19 protein-coding genes and 1 riboswitch are annotated in these 17,350 nt (G+C 53.9%); of the genes, 7 read left to right on the forward strand and 12 right to left on the reverse strand.

All coding sequences use genetic code 11. The features are described from left to right. Positions 1–142 precede the first annotated feature (142 nt). Genes RAL91_RS17785 through RAL91_RS17795 form a run of 3 tightly spaced genes read right to left on the reverse strand, consistent with a single transcriptional unit; the run spans position 143 to position 3,839 of the window. The gene (locus RAL91_RS17785; RefSeq protein WP_306257591.1) at positions 143–1,186 is read right to left on the reverse strand and encodes a carotenoid biosynthesis protein; all 1,044 of its coding nucleotides are present in this window, start codon (positions 1,184–1,186) and stop codon (positions 143–145) included. An 11-nt stretch (positions 1,187–1,197) separates the two neighbouring features. After that, positions 1,198–1,719, reverse strand: coding sequence for a hypothetical protein (locus tag RAL91_RS17790; protein ID WP_306257592.1), 522 nt, complete (start codon positions 1,717–1,719; stop codon positions 1,198–1,200). Continuing rightward, positions 1,716–3,839: an RND family transporter gene (locus RAL91_RS17795; protein WP_306257593.1), complete on the reverse strand. Its 2,124-nt coding sequence runs from the start codon at positions 3,837–3,839 to the stop codon at positions 1,716–1,718. Before RAL91_RS17795 ends, RAL91_RS17790 begins: the two co-directional genes overlap by 4 nt. Positions 3,840–4,614: 775 nt before the next feature. Between RAL91_RS17795 and RAL91_RS17800 the strand changes: the two genes are divergently transcribed. Continuing rightward, positions 4,615–5,001, forward strand: coding sequence for a GNAT family N-acetyltransferase (locus RAL91_RS17800; protein WP_306257594.1), 387 nt, complete (start codon positions 4,615–4,617; stop codon positions 4,999–5,001). A 111-nt stretch (positions 5,002–5,112) separates the two neighbouring features. Here the strand turns inward: RAL91_RS17800 and thrS are convergent, their stop codons facing one another. Further along, the gene (gene thrS, locus RAL91_RS17805) at positions 5,113–7,047 is read right to left on the reverse strand and encodes a threonine--tRNA ligase (RefSeq protein ID WP_306257595.1); all 1,935 of its coding nucleotides are present in this window, start codon (positions 7,045–7,047) and stop codon (positions 5,113–5,115) included. A gap of 139 nt (positions 7,048–7,186) precedes the next feature. Further along, a complete protein-coding gene (gene yidD / locus RAL91_RS17810) occupies positions 7,187–7,522 on the reverse strand; it encodes a membrane protein insertion efficiency factor YidD (RefSeq protein WP_306257596.1) in 336 nt (111 codons plus the stop codon). A gap of 114 nt (positions 7,523–7,636) precedes the next feature. On the opposite strand from yidD, the gene RAL91_RS17815 reads away from it, so the two are divergent. Continuing rightward, the gene (locus RAL91_RS17815) at positions 7,637–8,275 is read left to right on the forward strand and encodes a hypothetical protein (protein WP_306257597.1); all 639 of its coding nucleotides are present in this window, start codon (positions 7,637–7,639) and stop codon (positions 8,273–8,275) included. 17 nt (positions 8,276–8,292) lie between these two features. Here RAL91_RS17815 and RAL91_RS17820 read toward each other — a convergent pair whose 3' ends face one another. Continuing rightward, on the reverse strand, positions 8,293–8,742 hold the full coding sequence (locus RAL91_RS17820) for an iron-sulfur cluster assembly scaffold protein (protein WP_306257598.1): 450 nt from the start codon (positions 8,740–8,742) through the stop codon (positions 8,293–8,295). Positions 8,743–8,953: 211 nt separating this feature from the next. Here RAL91_RS17820 and folE point away from each other — a divergent pair, with 211 nt between their 5' ends. Continuing rightward, positions 8,954–9,586, forward strand: coding sequence for a GTP cyclohydrolase I FolE (gene folE, locus RAL91_RS17825; protein WP_306257599.1), 633 nt, complete (start codon positions 8,954–8,956; stop codon positions 9,584–9,586). Between the two features lie 85 nt (positions 9,587–9,671). After that, entirely contained in the window at positions 9,672–10,199 is a 528-nt protein-coding gene (locus tag RAL91_RS17830; RefSeq protein ID WP_306257600.1) for a gamma carbonic anhydrase family protein, read from the forward strand. Positions 10,200–10,209: 10 nt separating this feature from the next. Here RAL91_RS17830 and RAL91_RS17835 read toward each other — a convergent pair whose 3' ends face one another. Together RAL91_RS17835 and RAL91_RS17840 are read right to left on the reverse strand one after the other, a co-directional pair. After that, positions 10,210–10,830, reverse strand: a complete 621-nt coding sequence (locus tag RAL91_RS17835) for a transglutaminase-like cysteine peptidase (RefSeq protein WP_306257601.1) — start codon at positions 10,828–10,830, stop codon at positions 10,210–10,212. A 141-nt stretch (positions 10,831–10,971) separates the two neighbouring features. Next, entirely contained in the window at positions 10,972–11,790 is an 819-nt protein-coding gene (locus RAL91_RS17840) for a PAS domain-containing protein (RefSeq protein ID WP_306257602.1), read from the reverse strand. A gap of 85 nt (positions 11,791–11,875) precedes the next feature. On the opposite strand from RAL91_RS17840, the gene RAL91_RS17845 reads away from it, so the two are divergent. Both RAL91_RS17845 and RAL91_RS17850 read left to right on the forward strand, forming a co-directional pair. Beyond that, complete coding sequence (locus RAL91_RS17845) at positions 11,876–12,712, forward strand: rhomboid family intramembrane serine protease (RefSeq protein WP_306257603.1); 837 nt, start codon at positions 11,876–11,878, stop codon at positions 12,710–12,712. Positions 12,713–12,824: 112 nt separating this feature from the next. Continuing rightward, positions 12,825–13,256 carry a CBS domain-containing protein gene (locus tag RAL91_RS17850; protein ID WP_306257604.1) on the forward strand — a complete coding sequence of 144 codons (432 nt, stop codon included), beginning with the start codon at positions 12,825–12,827 and terminating at the stop codon, positions 13,254–13,256. 67 nt (positions 13,257–13,323) lie between these two features. Here RAL91_RS17850 and RAL91_RS17855 read toward each other — a convergent pair whose 3' ends face one another. Then, positions 13,324–14,229: a DMT family transporter gene (locus tag RAL91_RS17855; RefSeq protein WP_306257605.1), complete on the reverse strand. Its 906-nt coding sequence runs from the start codon at positions 14,227–14,229 to the stop codon at positions 13,324–13,326. 91 nt (positions 14,230–14,320) lie between these two features. Beyond that, a riboswitch (FMN riboswitch) is annotated at positions 14,321–14,493 on the reverse strand. 156 nt (positions 14,494–14,649) lie between these two features. Between RAL91_RS17855 and yghX the strand changes: the two genes are divergently transcribed. Beyond that, the gene (gene yghX / locus RAL91_RS17860) at positions 14,650–15,537 is read left to right on the forward strand and encodes a YghX family hydrolase (protein ID WP_306257606.1); all 888 of its coding nucleotides are present in this window, start codon (positions 14,650–14,652) and stop codon (positions 15,535–15,537) included. Between the two features lie 54 nt (positions 15,538–15,591). On the opposite strand, the gene hisI is transcribed toward yghX, so the two are convergent. The 3 genes from hisI to cysE all read right to left on the reverse strand — a co-directional run bounded on the left by hisI (position 15,592) and on the right by cysE (position 17,274). Next, complete coding sequence (gene hisI, locus RAL91_RS17865) at positions 15,592–16,047, reverse strand: phosphoribosyl-AMP cyclohydrolase (protein ID WP_306257607.1); 456 nt, start codon at positions 16,045–16,047, stop codon at positions 15,592–15,594. 64 nt (positions 16,048–16,111) lie between these two features. Further along, complete coding sequence (locus RAL91_RS17870) at positions 16,112–16,321, reverse strand: DUF3126 family protein (protein ID WP_306257608.1); 210 nt, start codon at positions 16,319–16,321, stop codon at positions 16,112–16,114. A gap of 140 nt (positions 16,322–16,461) precedes the next feature. Continuing rightward, the gene (gene cysE, locus RAL91_RS17875) at positions 16,462–17,274 is read right to left on the reverse strand and encodes a serine O-acetyltransferase (protein ID WP_306257609.1); all 813 of its coding nucleotides are present in this window, start codon (positions 17,272–17,274) and stop codon (positions 16,462–16,464) included. Positions 17,275–17,350: the final 76 nt, after the last annotated feature.

The raw sequence follows: 17,350 nt of genomic DNA on the forward strand, positions 1-17,350 counted from the left end.
GTTGGTGTCCAAGGTTCATTGGCCATGTCATCCGCAATATGAGTGGAGTGCCCTGCAAGGGCAAGGCTGGTTCACTCTGCCGTCGGTGGCACTGGTTTCAAATTGGCAACATCTGCTTTGAACGCCTATTCCGTTGAAGAACTCATTGATCAAAGTTTTGTGGTTCAGGTTGTTTCCATCCGCTCGCATGCGTCCTCGGCGCGGTCACTATGCTCGGACAGGATCGCGTTGGAAGAGGTGCCGGCCTCCCAGACTCTATCCCCGGTTTTTCATCTGAGGTTCTGCCATTGGGCCGGCGCCTCGTGGACCTGGGGCTCTGGATACGCGTTCGCGACAGCGGAGGTCTGAGGGCGAGGATAAGGCCCAAGAGCAACACAGGCACGAGTGTCAGCGACGTGATGAGAGCCACTGATGAAAAGATGTTCTGAACCGCTGTCCCTGTGGCCGTCAGAGCGGGGTCGTGATCAACAATTGGATTGAGCAGATACTCACCCGCAAAGCAGCTATATATCAGCGGAATTGCTACCCAGTAAGAGCGATCCGCCACGATATCGGACCGTTCGGATGGTGGATTGTCTTTCAGCAAAATTGCGAAAGCTTGAAACATGCACCAGGTGACAAGGAACCACCCGACGTAATTGGAGACCGGAACGCCAAGATAGGCGCCGCCGTCGATCCATATCCACCGGCCTTCGACAGTGGCCCGCAACGGGTCCATGCTGAGATCCCAAAGCACCATGAGACCCGCCGCAACCAGTGGCACCTTATAGGCCGCATTGCGCGGCAGGGCGGCGGTGCGGATACCCAGCATCAAGGTTGCCATCGACCAGGACGCGTAGCCCATAAACAGATAGGCTGGCAGTACAAATACCGGGACATGGCCCAGGAATGGCGACATGATGTCAGTGTAATGGTAGCGCCCGAATGGCACGCCGGTCATCACGCTGAGCGTCTCGAATGCCCAGCCAACGACAAACACAACCGCCACAAACCGGAGAATGGCAGACCGGCCATAGCGATGCCCGCAATGCCAAACGAAGAAAACAGCCAGTGCCAGCGCCACGACCGCAGGAGAATAGGTTTTTGTGGCACCCCCGTTGCCCCCCAGCGCATAGGCCGCGTTTCCAGCCCAAGCCAGGCAACCAAGCAGGACCAAGCCTTTCGAATTTCCCCACCCCTTACGCATTGGCCTCATTCTCACAGGTCTTTCTTCTTAAAAACAAGGGACAGACTATGCAGGTCGGCACCGTGACCCTCGGGCTGCCGCCATTCGTCAACGGCAAAGCTATCCTTGCCGGTGAACGCGATAACCAGTCGTGACAGATGTGCACGGCCATCAAAATCCTGAGTGGTGCTGGACAAAAGCTCAATGGTTTTCCCGGACTGTTTCCCACGATACTGCACCGTCTCCTCCATACCGCTGGCGCGAAAACCGGCGACCACACGCCCGCCTCTCAGCCAGGTAATGCGCAGGACAAAGCGCGACCGGCGCACTGCGACGGCGCAGACACCGGCAATGTGCAGCGTCTCTGATCCGGCCTCAGGCACAACTTCCACCTGGCACCGCGTTCGGCGTTGTGGCTTGTTTGCGGCGGTTGTCAGCACACCGTTTCCTTCCCAAAGGCCCGAAAATGTGGCTGTCAGGCTTTCCGCCGCCAATGGGCCTGTCAGCCAAAATCCCAAAAACAAAATGCTGATGTGCTTCCAAATGCGTTTCATAGACGAGACCACTTCATCAGGGCGGGCAGAAAGGCGAGGTCCGCGATCAGGGCCAACAGGAACACCGCAATTGCCAGTCCTCCGAATTCTTCCACTGTTGGCAAATTCGCGCCAAATGCCCCGAAAAGACCACCCACCAGCACCATAGAGGTCACGACAACCGGGGGCGTCACGTCCTGCATCGCACGCACCAGACGCTGCGGTTCAAACGCCGAAGTCAGCCGAAAGCGGTTCATGACGTGAATGGTGTCGTCCACAGCAATTCCAAACGCGAGCGTCATTGCAATACCGGCGGCGAAGGAAACCCCCAGTCCGGTTGCTCCAAGAGCTGCACCAACCAAAGCCACGGGCAGAATATTCGCGGCTAGGGCAAGCACACCGGCTTTGACGCTCTTCAGCCACAAAGCAATGATCAGACCCACCGCGCCAATCGCGAACAGAAGGCTGAGACTGAGGGCACGGATCATGTCTTTGCTGACGAAGGCTGACATGACTTCCGGCCCTGAGACCTGCACAGAATTTGCCCCGGACGCTCTGGAGATGGTGGATAGTTCAACCTCAATCTGAGCTGTCAACGCGCGTGTTTGCGCCGAATTTTGATAATGAAAGGGAACTGTCACGATTGTCTGATCGGCCTCTATACCCTCCAGCCTTTTCCGAAGTAGCTCGGGAAGTTGCCCCGTCAATTCTGTAAGTTCCATCCCGGATGTTGCCGCCATATCAGCGATGGTCGCGATCGAAAATGGCGTCAGTTCCGGGGCCGCCGCCTCCACCCTGGCCGAGACGGTGCGTGCCATTGTAACGGGGTTTTCGCCAGCAAGATCGACAGTGATCTGCAGCGTCGAGACGGCTCCGAATGAGCTCTCGATGTCCTGCATCGTTTGCACTACGGGATCGGTTTCGCGCAGGTTTTCATAGAGAGAAAACCGGGTGTCCGCCAGGATGTAGGCAACACACGCGACCACGGTCAGAAGCAGTCCTGTCACTGCGACCGGACGATCCGCGGCAATGCCGAACCGTGCCAGCCAGAACCAATTGCAAAACCGCCGAGGCGCACCGGATGATGCCTCAGCCAGTCGCTCCCGGCCCAGGAGAAGCAAGGCAGCCGCCCCCAGTGCTGTGTTCGCCAAGAGCACACCGCAACTGGCTGCCAGAACCGCCAGAGCGCCACTTGTGCCCATCTGCGATATGGCGTCAGAGCCAGACAGCCCTAACGAAAGAAAGGCGATGGCTGTTGTGAGAGACGTCAGCAAGACGGCAGGTCCAATGCGCAACAACGTTTCTAGGATAGGACGCACTGAAGAGCTGCGAAGCATCGTGCGTTGTTCCATGCCCAAATGTACGGCGTCGGACAGACAAAGCGCCAACACCAAAACAGGAAGAGCAACAGAGATCACGTTGATTTCAGCGCCCAGCCAGCCCAGTGCGCCTACTCCCCAAAGCAAGGCGGTCCCGGCCGACAGAAGCGTTGTCACGGCAACCCACCAGCCGTTAAGCGCAATGACCGCAACCAAAATTCCGAAGATTGCCCCCACCACATTGAGGCGCACAAAATCCTGCAACAGATACGTGCTTGACCGGTCCAGCGCGACGGGAAGTCCTGTTAACCTGTGGCTTATTCCAGGTTCCGCAAGGCGCATTGTGGCCAGCGCTTCGATCCGGGCAATCGCCATGCCATCCGTGGGTCCGATAACCGTGATCAATGCGCTCTGGCGATCCAGCGTCAACACACGCGACAGATCTGGCTGCACCGCATGTGCTTCGCGCCACGTCCGGGTGGGGTCTCCCGGCAGGCCTTCCAGTGTCAGAGCACCTTGATCCGCTGTAGGAATGGGAACCGAAAAAGGAGAATAAACAGCATCAATGCCCTCCATCAGTTGCAGATCCAAAGCAAGATCGATCAGGGCTGCTGTTGACGTTGGCGCGGCCAAGTCCTCACCCTTTACCAGGATCAGAACCCCGTCTGCCGCACCATATTTTTCCAGATATGTCGAAAAGTCGTCGTAGCGTTCGCCACCGCCGCTAAAAATGCGATCCAGACCATGGTCAAACTTAAGGCGCACAACTCCGTGCGCCGCCAAAAGATCAATCAAGATGAGAACAAGCCACAGTGCGGCCACTCCTAAAATCTTGTTTTTTTTGAATGGCTTAGCTGAACGCAATAACTCTTGCTTTCCCCATGATCCATTATCATGCACGAATGAAAGATTACTGGCAAATATCCCAATTCAACGATGCCACTCTACAAGTCCTGGTGCCGGTGCCGGGCTGTTGTTGGCCAGACCTGTAGAACATCTGCAGGAGTTTGGCCGGATTGGCGTTTTTCAACGGAATAAACTCTTGGCAATAGGTCGCAAGTCAGGTGTCCAATGGTAGTTGGAGCTGGACGTTGTCTTGAACGATTTATACGCGGGTCTGATCTCATGACCGCCAGAAAGTCACAATGAAAATCAGACGGTTTTTGTGGGCCTTGCAGCGTTAGCCATATGCGCTGTCACCGGCTGGCTGGCATAAAACGACGTCACTGCTGGGCCATGGTGAACGCAATCTGGGTCCTGGGCGGAAACGGGTTTGCCTCTTGGCGCCATCGTTCTCCAACCGCCGCCGCAAAATCTGATCCATGGACGTGGTCGGGCGCGCCTGCACTGCGATTGAGCAACTGACGCGAGACGAAAGTCTCGACAATTCTGGCTGCATGCATACTTGAAGCGGAGGGCATCGTTGCTTCTTTCGCCTGATCTTCACATTGCAGCTCTTTTGGGAGGTTCAATTCATGATCTGCATGAATTTACTTGGCAGCCGCCCCGTTCTAAATTGGGGCGTAATTTCCAGTAGGTTGAGATGAAAAACCACATGAATTTTTCCAGCCTGGGTCCAGACGACCTGCCGCTACTAATGGCAATACCCGCAGGGCTTTTCGACAACCCAATGGACCCGGCGCAAGCTGCGGCGTTTCTGGCCGATCCGCTGCATGAACTGGTACTGGCCTTTGATGGAGATCTGGCCGTTGGAATGGCGTCTGGCACCGTTCTCCTCCACCCGGATAAACCGCCTGCAATGTTCGTCAACGAGGTCGGCGTGCGCGAGAGCCATCTGTGCCAGGGTATTGGGACGGCCGTCACCAAAGAACTGTTCGCTATCGCACGCGCACGCGGCTGCAAAGGTATCTGGCTGGGGACCGAGCCCGACAACGCCCCTGCCCTGGCGCTTTATCGCAAATTGGGAGGGGACGAAGTACAAGGCGTCTATTTCGGATGGGAAGGCGCACTCGACACCAATTAGGCTTCCCCTGCCTTTCCCAAGCCCAATCCGCATTGACTGTACGGTCAACCGACGAGCAACGCATTCGGCGCCTAAAAAACCCGGCTATAAACCGGGTTTTTTATCTTCAATTCATTTGGCTTTTAGTCTTGCCAAATCCGGCGGAGTTGCTTCCTGCACAAAACTCTCTATCGCTTCTTCCAAAGTCATGACCGTTTGCTGTTTGGAGCCGATCCGACGAATGGACACGGTTCCCTGTTCAGCCTCTCGGCCACCTAGCGCGATAATGGCAGGCACTTTGCCAAGACTGTGCTCGCGAACCTTGTAGTTGATCTTCTCATTGCGCAAATCCGCATCGACGCGCAGGCCTGCGGCACGCATGGCTTCACGCACTTTCACAGCATACTCATCAGCTTCTGATGTGATGGTTGCAATCATGATCTGCAACGGCGCCAGCCACAGTGGGAAGTGACCGGCATGATGCTCGATGAGAATGCCTGTAAAGCGCTCCAACGAGCCAAAAATGGCCCGATGCAGCATGACTGGAGTGTGCTTCTCGCCATCGGAGCCGATGTAGAAGGCACCCAACCGCTCCGGCAGGTTCAAATCCACCTGCAACGTGCCGCATTGCCAGTCCCGGCCAATTGCATCACGCAAAACATATTCCAGTTTGGGGCCATAAAAGGCGCCCTCACCCGGGTTCAGCGTATAGGCATCGCCAGCCGCTTCCACGGCGGTTTTCAATGCCGCTTCCGCTTCGTCCCAAACTTCATCAGTCCCGACACGCTTTTCGGGACGATCCGAGAATTTGATGCGAATATCGGTAAACCCGAAATCGGCATAAATCGACAGCAACAGATTGTGGATCGCCAGGCATTCCTGCGTGATCTGATCATCCGTCACAAAAACATGCGCATCGTCCTGGGTGAACGAGCGAACCCGCATCAGCCCATGCAGCGCACCTGATGGCTCGTAACGATGCACCTTGCCAAATTCACTGATTTTGGCCGGCAGATCGCGATAGGATTTCAGCCCGTTCTTGAACACCTGAACATGGCCAGGACAATTCATCGGCTTCAGCGCAAACACGCGCTCATCCGGTGTTGTCGTGGTGTACATGTTCTCGCCGAATTTTTCCCAGTGACCAGAAGCTTCCCACAGGCTTCGGTCAAGCATATCCGGCGTGTTCACCTCATCATAATCAGCACCATCGTTTCGGCGACGCATATAATTGATAAGGTTCTGAAACAGGCTCCAGCCTTTTTCATGCCAGAAAACGGACCCGGGACCTTCATCCTGGAAGTGAAACAGATCCATCTCGCGGCCGAGCTTGCGATGATCGCGTTTTTCCGCTTCTTCAAGCCGTGTCAGATAGGCTTTCAGATCTTTTTCATTGTTCCAGGCGGTGCCGTAAATCCGGGTCAGCATGGCATTATCACTGTCACCGCGCCAATAGGCTCCGGCCACTTTCATCAGCTTGAACGCCTGCCCGATCTGGCCGGTAGACACCATATGCGGCCCCCGGCACATATCGTACCAGTCACCCTGATGATAAATATTGACGTCTTCGCCCTCAGGAATCGCGTCCAGCAATTCCACCTTGTAGCCCTCGCCCAAATCAGCGAATGCCTTGGCGGTATCTTCGCGGGACCAGACCTGTTTGGTGAAACGCTCATTGCGCTGGATGATCTCTTTCATCTTGGCTTCGATCTTCGGCAGATCGTCCAGCGTAAAGGGTTCATTGCGCGCAAAATCGTAAAAGAAGCCATCTTCAATGACGGGCCCGATGGTCACTTGGGTACCAGGATACAGTTCCTGCACAGCTTCGGCCATCACATGCGCCGCATCGTGGCGGATCAGATCCAGGGCACGCTCATCGTCACGGGTGACAATTTCGACAACAGCGCCATCATGCAACGGATCGGTCAGGTCTGTGAGCGTGCCATCCAGCACCATCGCAACAGATTTTTTTGCAAGGGATTTTGAGATATTTTCGGCCAGATCCAGCCCTCTGGAACCATCGTCCAAAGACCGTTCTGAGCCATCGGGTAGTTTTACGGAAATCATTATTTGTCTCCTGCTCACTCTCTGCCAACGAATGCAGGTAAGCCGTTTGTGTTAAATTACGCGGGCGGTTTAGCGCGAGCGCATGTGTGATGCAAGTATTTGCCTGCAGATCTGAAGAGACGCCGTTTCCGGCATCCGCTCAGTCCAGTCGGGTCGCCGGGTCAATATGACGGCCTGTCCAGCGCCCATAACGCCATGGCAGGTACCAGACCGCATTAGCTGGAAGTCTTTCAGGTGCCGGATCATGGCCCGATGCCCCAAACGGATTACACCTGCAAAACCGCGCCAATGTCATCCACCCGCCTGCCCACAATCCAAACCGGGAAATGGATTCAGTTCCATAGGATGAACAGGTCGGCGCGTAACGACAGGATGAACCCAACAGTGGCGAAATCACTTTCTGATAGAACGTGATCAGCCCCAGTCCCACATATCTCGGCCATTTTCGGGGGGAAAAAGTGTCAGATTTATTCATTATCAGCGGGCCTGAAGACCCGTTCCATCTTGTCTGTTGCAGAAAATCACGGCATTCTAGAGTTCAATTGATTCATCAAATGGTTCCATACGAACACAACATGCTCTGGATCCCATGACACGTCGCCAGCTTAACATACTCATCCCTGCGGTCGGCATTGCCATTATAATTGGCATTGTCTGGAACTGGCTGGCTGGCAATACCGGTAAAATGGTTTACGTCCTGACACCCGCCGATTCAGATGACTCTGCCCGCATTGAAAGACTGATCACCGAGCCAATCGAACAGAAACTGGAAGACGCGGGAGGCGTGGGGGAGATTCAGACATACAATGTGGCGGGCCTGTCAGCCATCACTGTTGAAGCCGGAGCCTTTGGAATATCCATCGATGGCCTGACCCAAAAGCTGACGGAGTTGATCCCGCCCTGGACTGTTGAAGAGTTGACCCTGCGCCCCTCGATTATTGGTCTCGACAAGAATGATGTCGTCCACGTTTTCAGAATTTACAATGATGTCTCTGATGAACGCCTGATGCAAACCGCAGCAAACCTTCTGATCGGCGAATTGAAGAATATTGATCTGAGAGTATTTGCCAATCCACTCAACACGGAATCAGCCGCAGATGAACAGACCTATGTGGCTTTGGGCGCTGTCGATGAGGAACCGTTTTCAGATATGGTAGAAAGCATCCAGAACCGCATTCCTCCAGAGGTTTATCTAAGCGCGCACTACGAAGTCTCGTCCCATTTCTGACTGCGCCTGAAGACCAACTAAGCCCGCGCCTTGATCTTTCGATCCGCTTCAATCTGGTCGAGTGCATCCACCACCGCGTCAAACACCAGCAAGGTGGAGGCATGGCGTGCGCGATAGTCTCGAACCGGCTCAAGAAACTTCAATGCCTCAAAACGCCCTTCCGGCGGTGGTGCGCCTTCTTTCATCATGGCATACATCGTGGCTTTCAAACTGCGCAATTCATCCGCGGTCGCACCAACAATATTGGCGGCGACGATTGAAGCAGATGACTGGCCGAGCGCGCAGGCCTTGACCTCTTGCGCAAAATCCGTGACCTGCCCCGCATCGACCTTCAAATCCACGGAAATGGTAGAGCCGCACAATTTGGAATGGGCTTTTGCCGAGGCATCAGGCGCGTCCAGCGTTCCAATGCGCGGAATATTTCCGGCAAATTCCAAAATCTTTGCGTTGTAGATCTCGTCAATCATCGTGAATAATGCCTATTCTCGCTGGTACGACTTCAAAATTGATGACATTGCGTGTCAGTATATAGGTTGCTTTGAGCAAATTGTCAGTCATTCAGCTTGCCTCTGTTCTGATATGCCTTATCTCCTTGCAGCAGGGTCGACTGGCTGAAACTGGCTGGAATGGCCTATATTAAGGGAAATCCAATCCCGGCTTGCCGATCAGGAGTTTAAAATGGACGCAATTCTTGGGCCACTCAAAAAGGCCACAACTGCCGAGCAACCGGCTCGTTCGCGCCCCACGCGCGAACAGGCGGAAGAAGCAGTGCGTATACTGATTGCCTGGGCCGGAGACGACCCCTCGCGCGAAGGCGTCCTCGACACGCCGAAACGCGTGGTCAAAGCCTATGAGGAATTTTACCGAGGCTATAATGAGAGCCCTCAGGACGTTCTGGCGCGCACATTTGAAGATGTCGGCGGCTATGATGATATCGTCATTGTGCGGGACATCCCGTTCTACTCCCATTGCGAGCACCATATGGTGCCATTCACCGGCAAAGCCCATATTGGCTATTATCCGGTTGAGGGCGTCGTGGGCCTGTCAAAACTGGCGCGGGTCACAGATGTATTCGCCCGCCGCATGCAAACGCAGGAAAATCTGACGGCGCAGATTACAGATGCCATCGACGACGCTTTGCAACCGCGTGGTGTCGCCGTTCTGCTGGAAGCGGAACACATGTGCATGTCCCTGCGCGGCGTACAGAAACATGGCGTTTCAACTATCACAACGCAGTTCAAAGGCGTGTTTCGGGATGACCCGAACGAGCAAACCCGCTTCCTGACACTGGTGCGCGGCAAGTCAGCCTGACCATAACTCATCCATTGCGAATGCAGGTGGATTTGCAAAGCAAATTCGCCTGCTTCATAACGGTTTCTCACTCAGGGAGAAGCCGATGCCAGTTTACGAACTTGATGGTCAATCACCGGAACACCCGGGGTCAGACGACATCTGGATTGCCCCCGATTCACACATCATCGGCAACGTAAAACTGGGTCCGAAAGTCGGCATCTGGTTCGGTGCTGTGTTGCGCGGTGACAATGAGCTCATCATCATTGGCGAGGGTACCAATATTCAGGAGCACACCATGGTGCACACTGATCCTGGGTTTCCTGCAACGATTGGAAAAAACTGCACCATCGGACATCGTGCCATCATTCATGGCTGCACGATTGACGACAATTCCCTAATTGGAATGGGGGCGATTGTTCTGAACGGCGCGCATATCGGCAAAAACTGTCTGATTGGCGCGGGGGCACTCATTCCCGAGGGCAAGAACATTCCCGACAATTCACTGGTCGTCGGCATGCCAGGCAAAGTCATCCGCACCCTCACCGATGATGATGCTTCAAAGCTGACCGCTTCAGCGCTGAATTACCAAAAAAATGCCAAACGGTTTTTGAGCGGTTTGAAGCAAGTCTAGAGTTCTGGGCTCAATCCGTACTCGCAGTTTCCGCCAGAAGATGGTCGTCGCTCCTGTCGGCAACAGAAACCCATTTGCCCGCATGTTTGCTGGATTGGCGTTTGAGATAATTGTAAGGCGTTTCTGTCCAATGCTTGATCAGCGCTTCCTGATTATCCAGAACGAAATCTCCCCGATCTGTACGCACGGTCAGGACCGCGTGGCCACCGCCGTCAATATCGCGAACAACAGTAATCAGCAGACTGCCTGCGGGCCAACCGGCCTGTATAAGGTGATGCCGCTTCAACAGGACGTAATCTTCGCAATCGCCATATTGATCCGGAAATGCCCAAACCTCTGGAACTGAATAAAGCTCAATGTCCGTAACCGGCTGAACCGATTGGTTGACCATATGGTTGATCTGAATGAGTTCGTCCCAACGCTCCTGCGTCAATGCCATAGCCCGATCCTGGCTGACCTGTGAGCGACACTCCTGCGGATTGGCGCGACAGAATTTGACGTGGCCAATTGGGGGTCGGGTTTTGCCCGTCACCGCCATAAAAGCAGAGTTTACATCTCTGGCATCAGAATGTTCAATCGCAGTGAAAGCGACGATAAAGCCAAACAATAGGGATCGTTTCAAGTATTTCATGGACTCTGACCTCAATTTCAATCAAGATCAGAATACAGTCCATGATTTTACATCACGCCAAAAATCAGATGTACTTTTAAATCTAATTTATTGATAATTTTATTTAAATTTATAACATTGTTTTAACCACAAAATATGTGGTTAGCCGTCGCGACCGCCCTCAAATACAGTAAGGTGCTGGATCCGTTTTTCCGATGTCACCAATGGAACAACATTAAAGTTGGGAACCGGAACATCAGCGACAGGTTCAAAACTGTCTGTGTAGCGCTGAGACAGGACAGGTTCGTACTGGGTGTGACGCCGCCCAAATTGTCGCTCAATCAGAGCCTGCAATTCGGCAATACCATGCGGAATATCAGGATCAGCAATGCCGCCAAGCCCATGAAACGGTTGCGCAGTGGATGGACGCAACGAGACATGGTGCGTGGAAACCGAGTGTCCGGCCAGTTCCAGCATTGCAGCTTTATTGCCTGCGCTTATGATTCTGGCGGACAGGATGCTGTTTCGTACAATCGGATCGCGTCCCAACCAAGCTGGCTCGTCAAGTGTGACGCAGGCACCAATAAGCCGCGCGCAACTGCCAGCAATTTTCTTGAGCGGCAATACAATCCATTGCTGCTCAACAGCACGGCCCTGCGCACTTGTTCCCAGAATTTCTGCTTTGAAGATGGTACCTTTTTCGGCCACCTGAGTCAGGGCGATCTGCATTTTTCGCCGATCCAGATCGGCGAAATGGGCCAACGGCCTCTGTCCTTTCAACTCCCGACGCGCATTCTGACATAACAGCGTGCCTGCAAGACGGTAGTAAAAGCGACCATTGGCGTTGCGTTCCAGCAGGAAAACCTCTGGCAAAATACCGCGAATATCGCCGGGATGAATGTCAGCACGCGCTGGAGCAGCCAACGCCCCGCGCTGTCGATCCCAATAATTGAACAAGGCGCAAATTGTCGGATGGTTCATAAAAAAGCGTTCTATCCTGAAAGTGTGCAATGGCTAACAATGTCTTAACAGGATTTCTAAAGCTGTGTGGGGGCAGATCGGCAATATGGTTAATGCGGCTCCGATCTGTGGATTACCGGTCAAAGCCCTGCCCTCATTCGGCATAGCGGGCTTTGTATTCCGCCGGTCAGAGGCTAACTATGGCCCCATGGAGAATCAACAAGACACCCCGCCCGCGGACAGCACCCGCGCCATCAATGCGCCGAATGTCATCATTGGTCTGACGGCGCTTTTCATTGGCATTCACGCTGGCATCGGCCTTTTGTCCGAGCAAAGCTACGTCAATGTACTTATCCGTTTTAGCTTCATTCCTGCCCGGTATGGCGGACTTCTGGAACTGCCCGGCTCACCCTATTCCGAGTGGATCAGCCCTTTAAGCTATGCACTGCTTCACGGCAGTTGGCTTCATGTTCTGACAAATTCCATCTGGATGTTGGCGTTTGGCAGCGCATTGGCATGGCGCTTTGGCACAAAGCGATTTTTGCTGTTCTCCGCTGTATGCGCAGTTGCAGGTGCAGGTGTGCATTTTCTGGCACATCCAGAATCATTGACACCAACCGTAGGTGCATCTGCGGCAATTTCGGGGCATATGGCAGCCGTTGGGCGCTTCGCGTTCAGCGCAGGCGGCCCTCTTGCCCGGTCTCCCTTTCAGCGCAGTAAAACCGATTTTCTGCGCCCTGCCGAGCCCTTCTCCGCTGTGCTTCGCAACCGATCCGCGCTGACCTTTATCGGGATCTGGTTTGCAATGAATCTGCTGTTCGGACTGACCGGTGGTGGCCTTGGTGATGACGGTGCGCGAATCGCATGGGAAGCCCATCTGGGTGGGTTTCTGGCTGGCCTTTTGCTGTTTCCAATCCTTGATCCCGTCGCTCGGAAAGGCTGAATTTCCTTGCGAAACACTCGGAAAGGTTGCGTGACTTGCTCATTTTGACATTTCGTCGCACAATTTGCGTCCAGCTCGCTTCTGGCGACACAAAGAGAGACGGGAGGACGACATGACAATTGCTTCTATTTTAGGTTCCAAAGGCAGAGATGTATTTACAATCACCCTGCCCCAGACACTTTTGGAGGTTTGCTCCACACTGCGCGAACACCGCATCGGTGCAATTCTGATCGTGGACGACAAGGGCAAACTGGCTGGCATCCTGTCTGAGCGCGATATTGTACGAAGGATAGCGGAACATGGACCCGATGCGCTGCAGGCCGATACGTCGGAATGCATGACATCAAACGTCGTGACCTGTTCCCTTCAGGACACCATCCAGACGGCGATGGCCCGCATGAGCGAGGGCCGCTTCCGCCACATTCCAGTTGTAGAGAATGACGAACTGGTGGGAATGGTCTCTATTGGCGATCTGGTCAAACGGCGCATTGCAGACGCTGAACGCGAAGCCGAAGATCTGAAGAATTACCTCTACGCCAGTTGAGGCCAGGATATATCAACTGATGGATTATACGCGACGGGTCAGACAACAAGACCCGTCGTGCAAATGCTTAGCGGCCCAACGAGCGCTTTTGTTCGCGCGTTTCCTGCCGCAGGATATACATGCTGGCACCAACTATGAGCGCCGCCCCTATCCACAAATTGCCGGTTGGAACAAACTGGAAAGCTAGCCAGCCAAAAAGCACGTTCAGCGGCAGCTTCAAATGATCAAAAGGTTGCACATAGGAGGCATCTGACACCGCATAGGCACGTGTCAGAGCCAATTGGGCCAGCGCTGTCAAACCACCGGCCAGCAGGATCAGCCAGAACGCCGTGCCAGTTGGCACCACAAAGCCTTCAACACCTGCGAAAACCGCATTGATCGGTGTCAGCAATACAAGCAGATAGGCGGTCACTGTATCGGGTGCTTCGGTCTTGGTAAGGCGTTTGGTCAAAAGCGAGACAAAGGCCCAGAGCGCTGCAGCTGCGAGTGGATAGAGGGCTGCAACGGTAAAACTGTCGGACCAGGGCGCAAGGATGACCATTCCGCCGGCAAATCCAATCAGTGTAGCAAGCCAGCGCTGCAGGCTGACGCTTTCTCGCAAAAACAGAGACGCGCCAATCGTGACAAAAAACGGCGAAGTCATGATAAGGGCAATTGCCTGCCAGATCGGCACAGATTTAAGGCCGAGCACCCAAAGCTGAACGCCCGCAGCGGCTGCCAGAACCCTCAGGATATGCAGCGCAATATTCTCGGTCGCAAAGCTCTTCCAACCCAGCCGCGCCAACCATGATCCGCCAAATATCAGAGCAATGGCATATTGCCAGAACGCCACGGATGAAGATGGCAATCCAAAATGCATCGCAGCGCCCTGCACTGAAATATTGACGAGCGCGAACAGAACGCCTGCAAAAATCATATAGGCCGCGCCGATGAGGGCAGGTGAAGCTCCGTTCTTGATGAGCAATTGATTCATTACGTCTTTCCCCGTTTCTGAACAGAATCAGGGCGCGCAAGAGATTCCATAAGGCACACTGCGCCCGCAATGGACGCACCGATCCTTCAATCTCCGTTCTCTTCCATCCGGACTTTAACCGTCGGCTCCGGAATCACACCGGATCTGCTGACACTTTCGATCTGGTAAAACCTGATCAGAAAGCCGCTCGCGGGCTGGTGCCGATTAAATTTCAATCTGCACATCACCGCCGGTGGGGAATTTCACCCCGCCCTGAGAACTGTCCACATTAATGCGAACAGCGCCTGTTTAGCGGAAAGTGTTGTGCGGAGCGAGTCCTTATGTACTGGTGCTGACGGCCCCTTCCTGACCAATTTGTAAATTGATCTTTCCCTGCGACAGTCTAACGTAGGGTTGTACCCGTCACTTTAGGAGGCCATCATGGTTCGCATGACAGCAAAAGACTTCGATCAGGAACTTCTTGATCTGTATGACTATTATGCCCACGGAAAAATCACAAAGCGCGAGTTCCTGGATCGTGCTGGAAAATTTGCAGCGGGCAGCGTTACTGCTGCGGCTCTGCTGACAATGCTCAGCCCACAATACGCTCTGGCTCAGCAGATTGCTCCCGATGACAGCGACATCACAGCGGAATACATCGAGTACCCTTCCCCAAGTGGCCATGGCAGCGTTCGCGGTTATCTGGTCAAACCCGCTAATGCAGAGGGTCCACTTCCGGCCGTTCTGGTTATTCATGAAAACAGAGGGTTGAACCCTTACATTGAAGATGTTGCGCGGCGGGCAGCGAAAGCGGGCTTTATGGCTCTCGCGCCCGATGGTCTGACCTCCGTCGGCGGCTATCCCGGTACTGAAGACGAAGGGCGCGAATTGCAGCGCACAGTGGACCGCGAAAAGCTGATGAATGACTTCTTCGCAGCCTATGAACATCTGGCAGGCCATGATGACAGCACTGGCAAGGTTGGCGCGGTCGGCTTTTGTTATGGCGGCGGCGTGTGCAATGCGCTTGCGGTTGCCTATCCGGAACTGTCAGCGTCTGTGCCGTTTTATGGCCGCCAGGCTGCGGCAGAAGACGTGCCAAAGATACAGGCGCCTTTGCTGCTGCAATATGCCGAATTGGACACACGCATCAATGAGGGCTGGCCAGCCTATGAAACTGCATTAAAGGAACACGGCAAAACCTACACAGCCTATATTTATGAGGGCGTAAATCACGGGTTCCACAACGACACCACACCGCGTTACGACGAAGCGGCGGCAGAACTTGCCTGGAGCCGGACAATAGAGTTCTTCAACACGCATTTAAGCTAAGCGTTAAAATGTCGTCCATCGGCCAGACTGAAAAATCCGGTCGATGGCTGACTGTCAGTCTGATTTATAGACTTCTGAAGGATCGAAGTGCCGAATTGTATCGGTCGTGACCAGACCGGCGCTTCCATCAGCTCCCAGATCTACATCCCGGTAGAAACATGAAATGCGACCGGTGTGGCAATTGGCGCCGCTTCCAGCTGTTGTGACGCTGATCAGCAAAACATCCTGATCACAATCCACCTGCATCCGCTCAACATATTGCGTATGGCCACTGGTTTCGCCCTTGACCCAGAGTTTCTGGCGGGAGCGGCTCCAATAGGTGGCAACGCGTGTCTCAATCGTTTTTGCAAGCGCATCTGCATTCATATGCGCAACCATCACGACACGGCCAACAGCATGGTCGCTGACAACACAGGTAATCAGACCATCTGAACCGAATTTGGGAGCGAATTCCCCGCCCTCTTCAAGATCGTCAATGGAATCTGGTTCGTGAAATTGTGATGAAGGCACGAATGATTACCTTTCACCCAACCCGACGAGTTAAGAGCCGGGCAAGGAAACAGCCGGAACCGGACTATTCCAGATCAATGTCCAGAATAGCCATTGAGAAATTATAGGACCGGTCACCATCCTCATCATCCAGATAGATCACGCCGAGAAACTCATCCACAAGATACAATTCCAGGGAATCAGTCTTACGTGGACGTGCGCGCACCTGAAGGCTCGGATTGGCAAATTTTGACTTGAAATAGGCGTCAAGTTTCTGAATTTCATCGGCGTTCATGACGCGGCTTCCTCTGTTTTATCAGCAGATTTTATGGCAATTTAAGTGCGCTGTTGATGGCATATAGATCAGACAAAAGAAAGGGGTCAGGCGTGCCTGTCAGTGGTTTTCAAAGTTTTTCAACACACGAATTTGAGCGATCAGACCTGTCGCTCTGCCAGGATTTGATCCATTGATCTGGAGGGCTCCGAACAGCCAGCAGCACCAACGACTTTCGCGGGAACGCCTGCCACTGTTGTGTTTGGCGGCACTTCGCTCAGCACCACCGAACCTGCCGCAATGCGCGAACAATGACCAATTTTGAAATTGCCAAGGATTTTTGCCCCGGCACCAATCAGAACACCATGTTCAATCTTGGGATGGCGATCGCCGCCTTTTTTGCCGGTCCCGCCCAGCGTGACATCCTGAAGAATAGAGACATCGTCACCAATGGTAGCCGTTTCTCCAACCACCAGCCCGGTGGCGTGATCCAGAAAAATCCCTTTGCCCATCCTGACCGCCGGATTGATATCTGTCTGGAAAACGGCTGATGCCCGACTTTGCAAATAGAGAGCAAAATCACGCCGCCCCTTCCCCAACAACCAATGGGCCAAGCGGTGGGTCTGTATGGCGTGAAATCCCTTGAAGTACAGGACAGGTTCAATAAACCGCTCACAGGCCGGGTCGCGATCATACACTGCGCCCAGATCAACCCGAATAATATCTGCCAGACCGGGTTCATCGTCCAATGCCTGCAAAAACGCTTTGCGTATCAGACCACCAGGCATCACCTGATGATCCAGACGATCCGCAATGCGCCAGATGATGGCTTCTTCCAAAGTCGCATGGTTGAGAACCGTGCTGTAGATAAATGGAGCCATATCGGGCTCATGCGCCACAATAGCCTCAGCTTCCTTGCGCAAAGTATCCCAGACAGGATCAATGCTGGGTAGCTTCTGTTTTGCTTCCGCCATGGCGTTTTCCAATACAGTGAAACAATCGGCACACCCGCACAGGGGCGCATCCTGTTCTAGCGAAAGTGGGTTACGG

This window comes from Pararhizobium sp. IMCC21322 (genome assembly GCF_030758295.1).
GTDB lineage: Bacteria > Pseudomonadota > Alphaproteobacteria > Rhizobiales.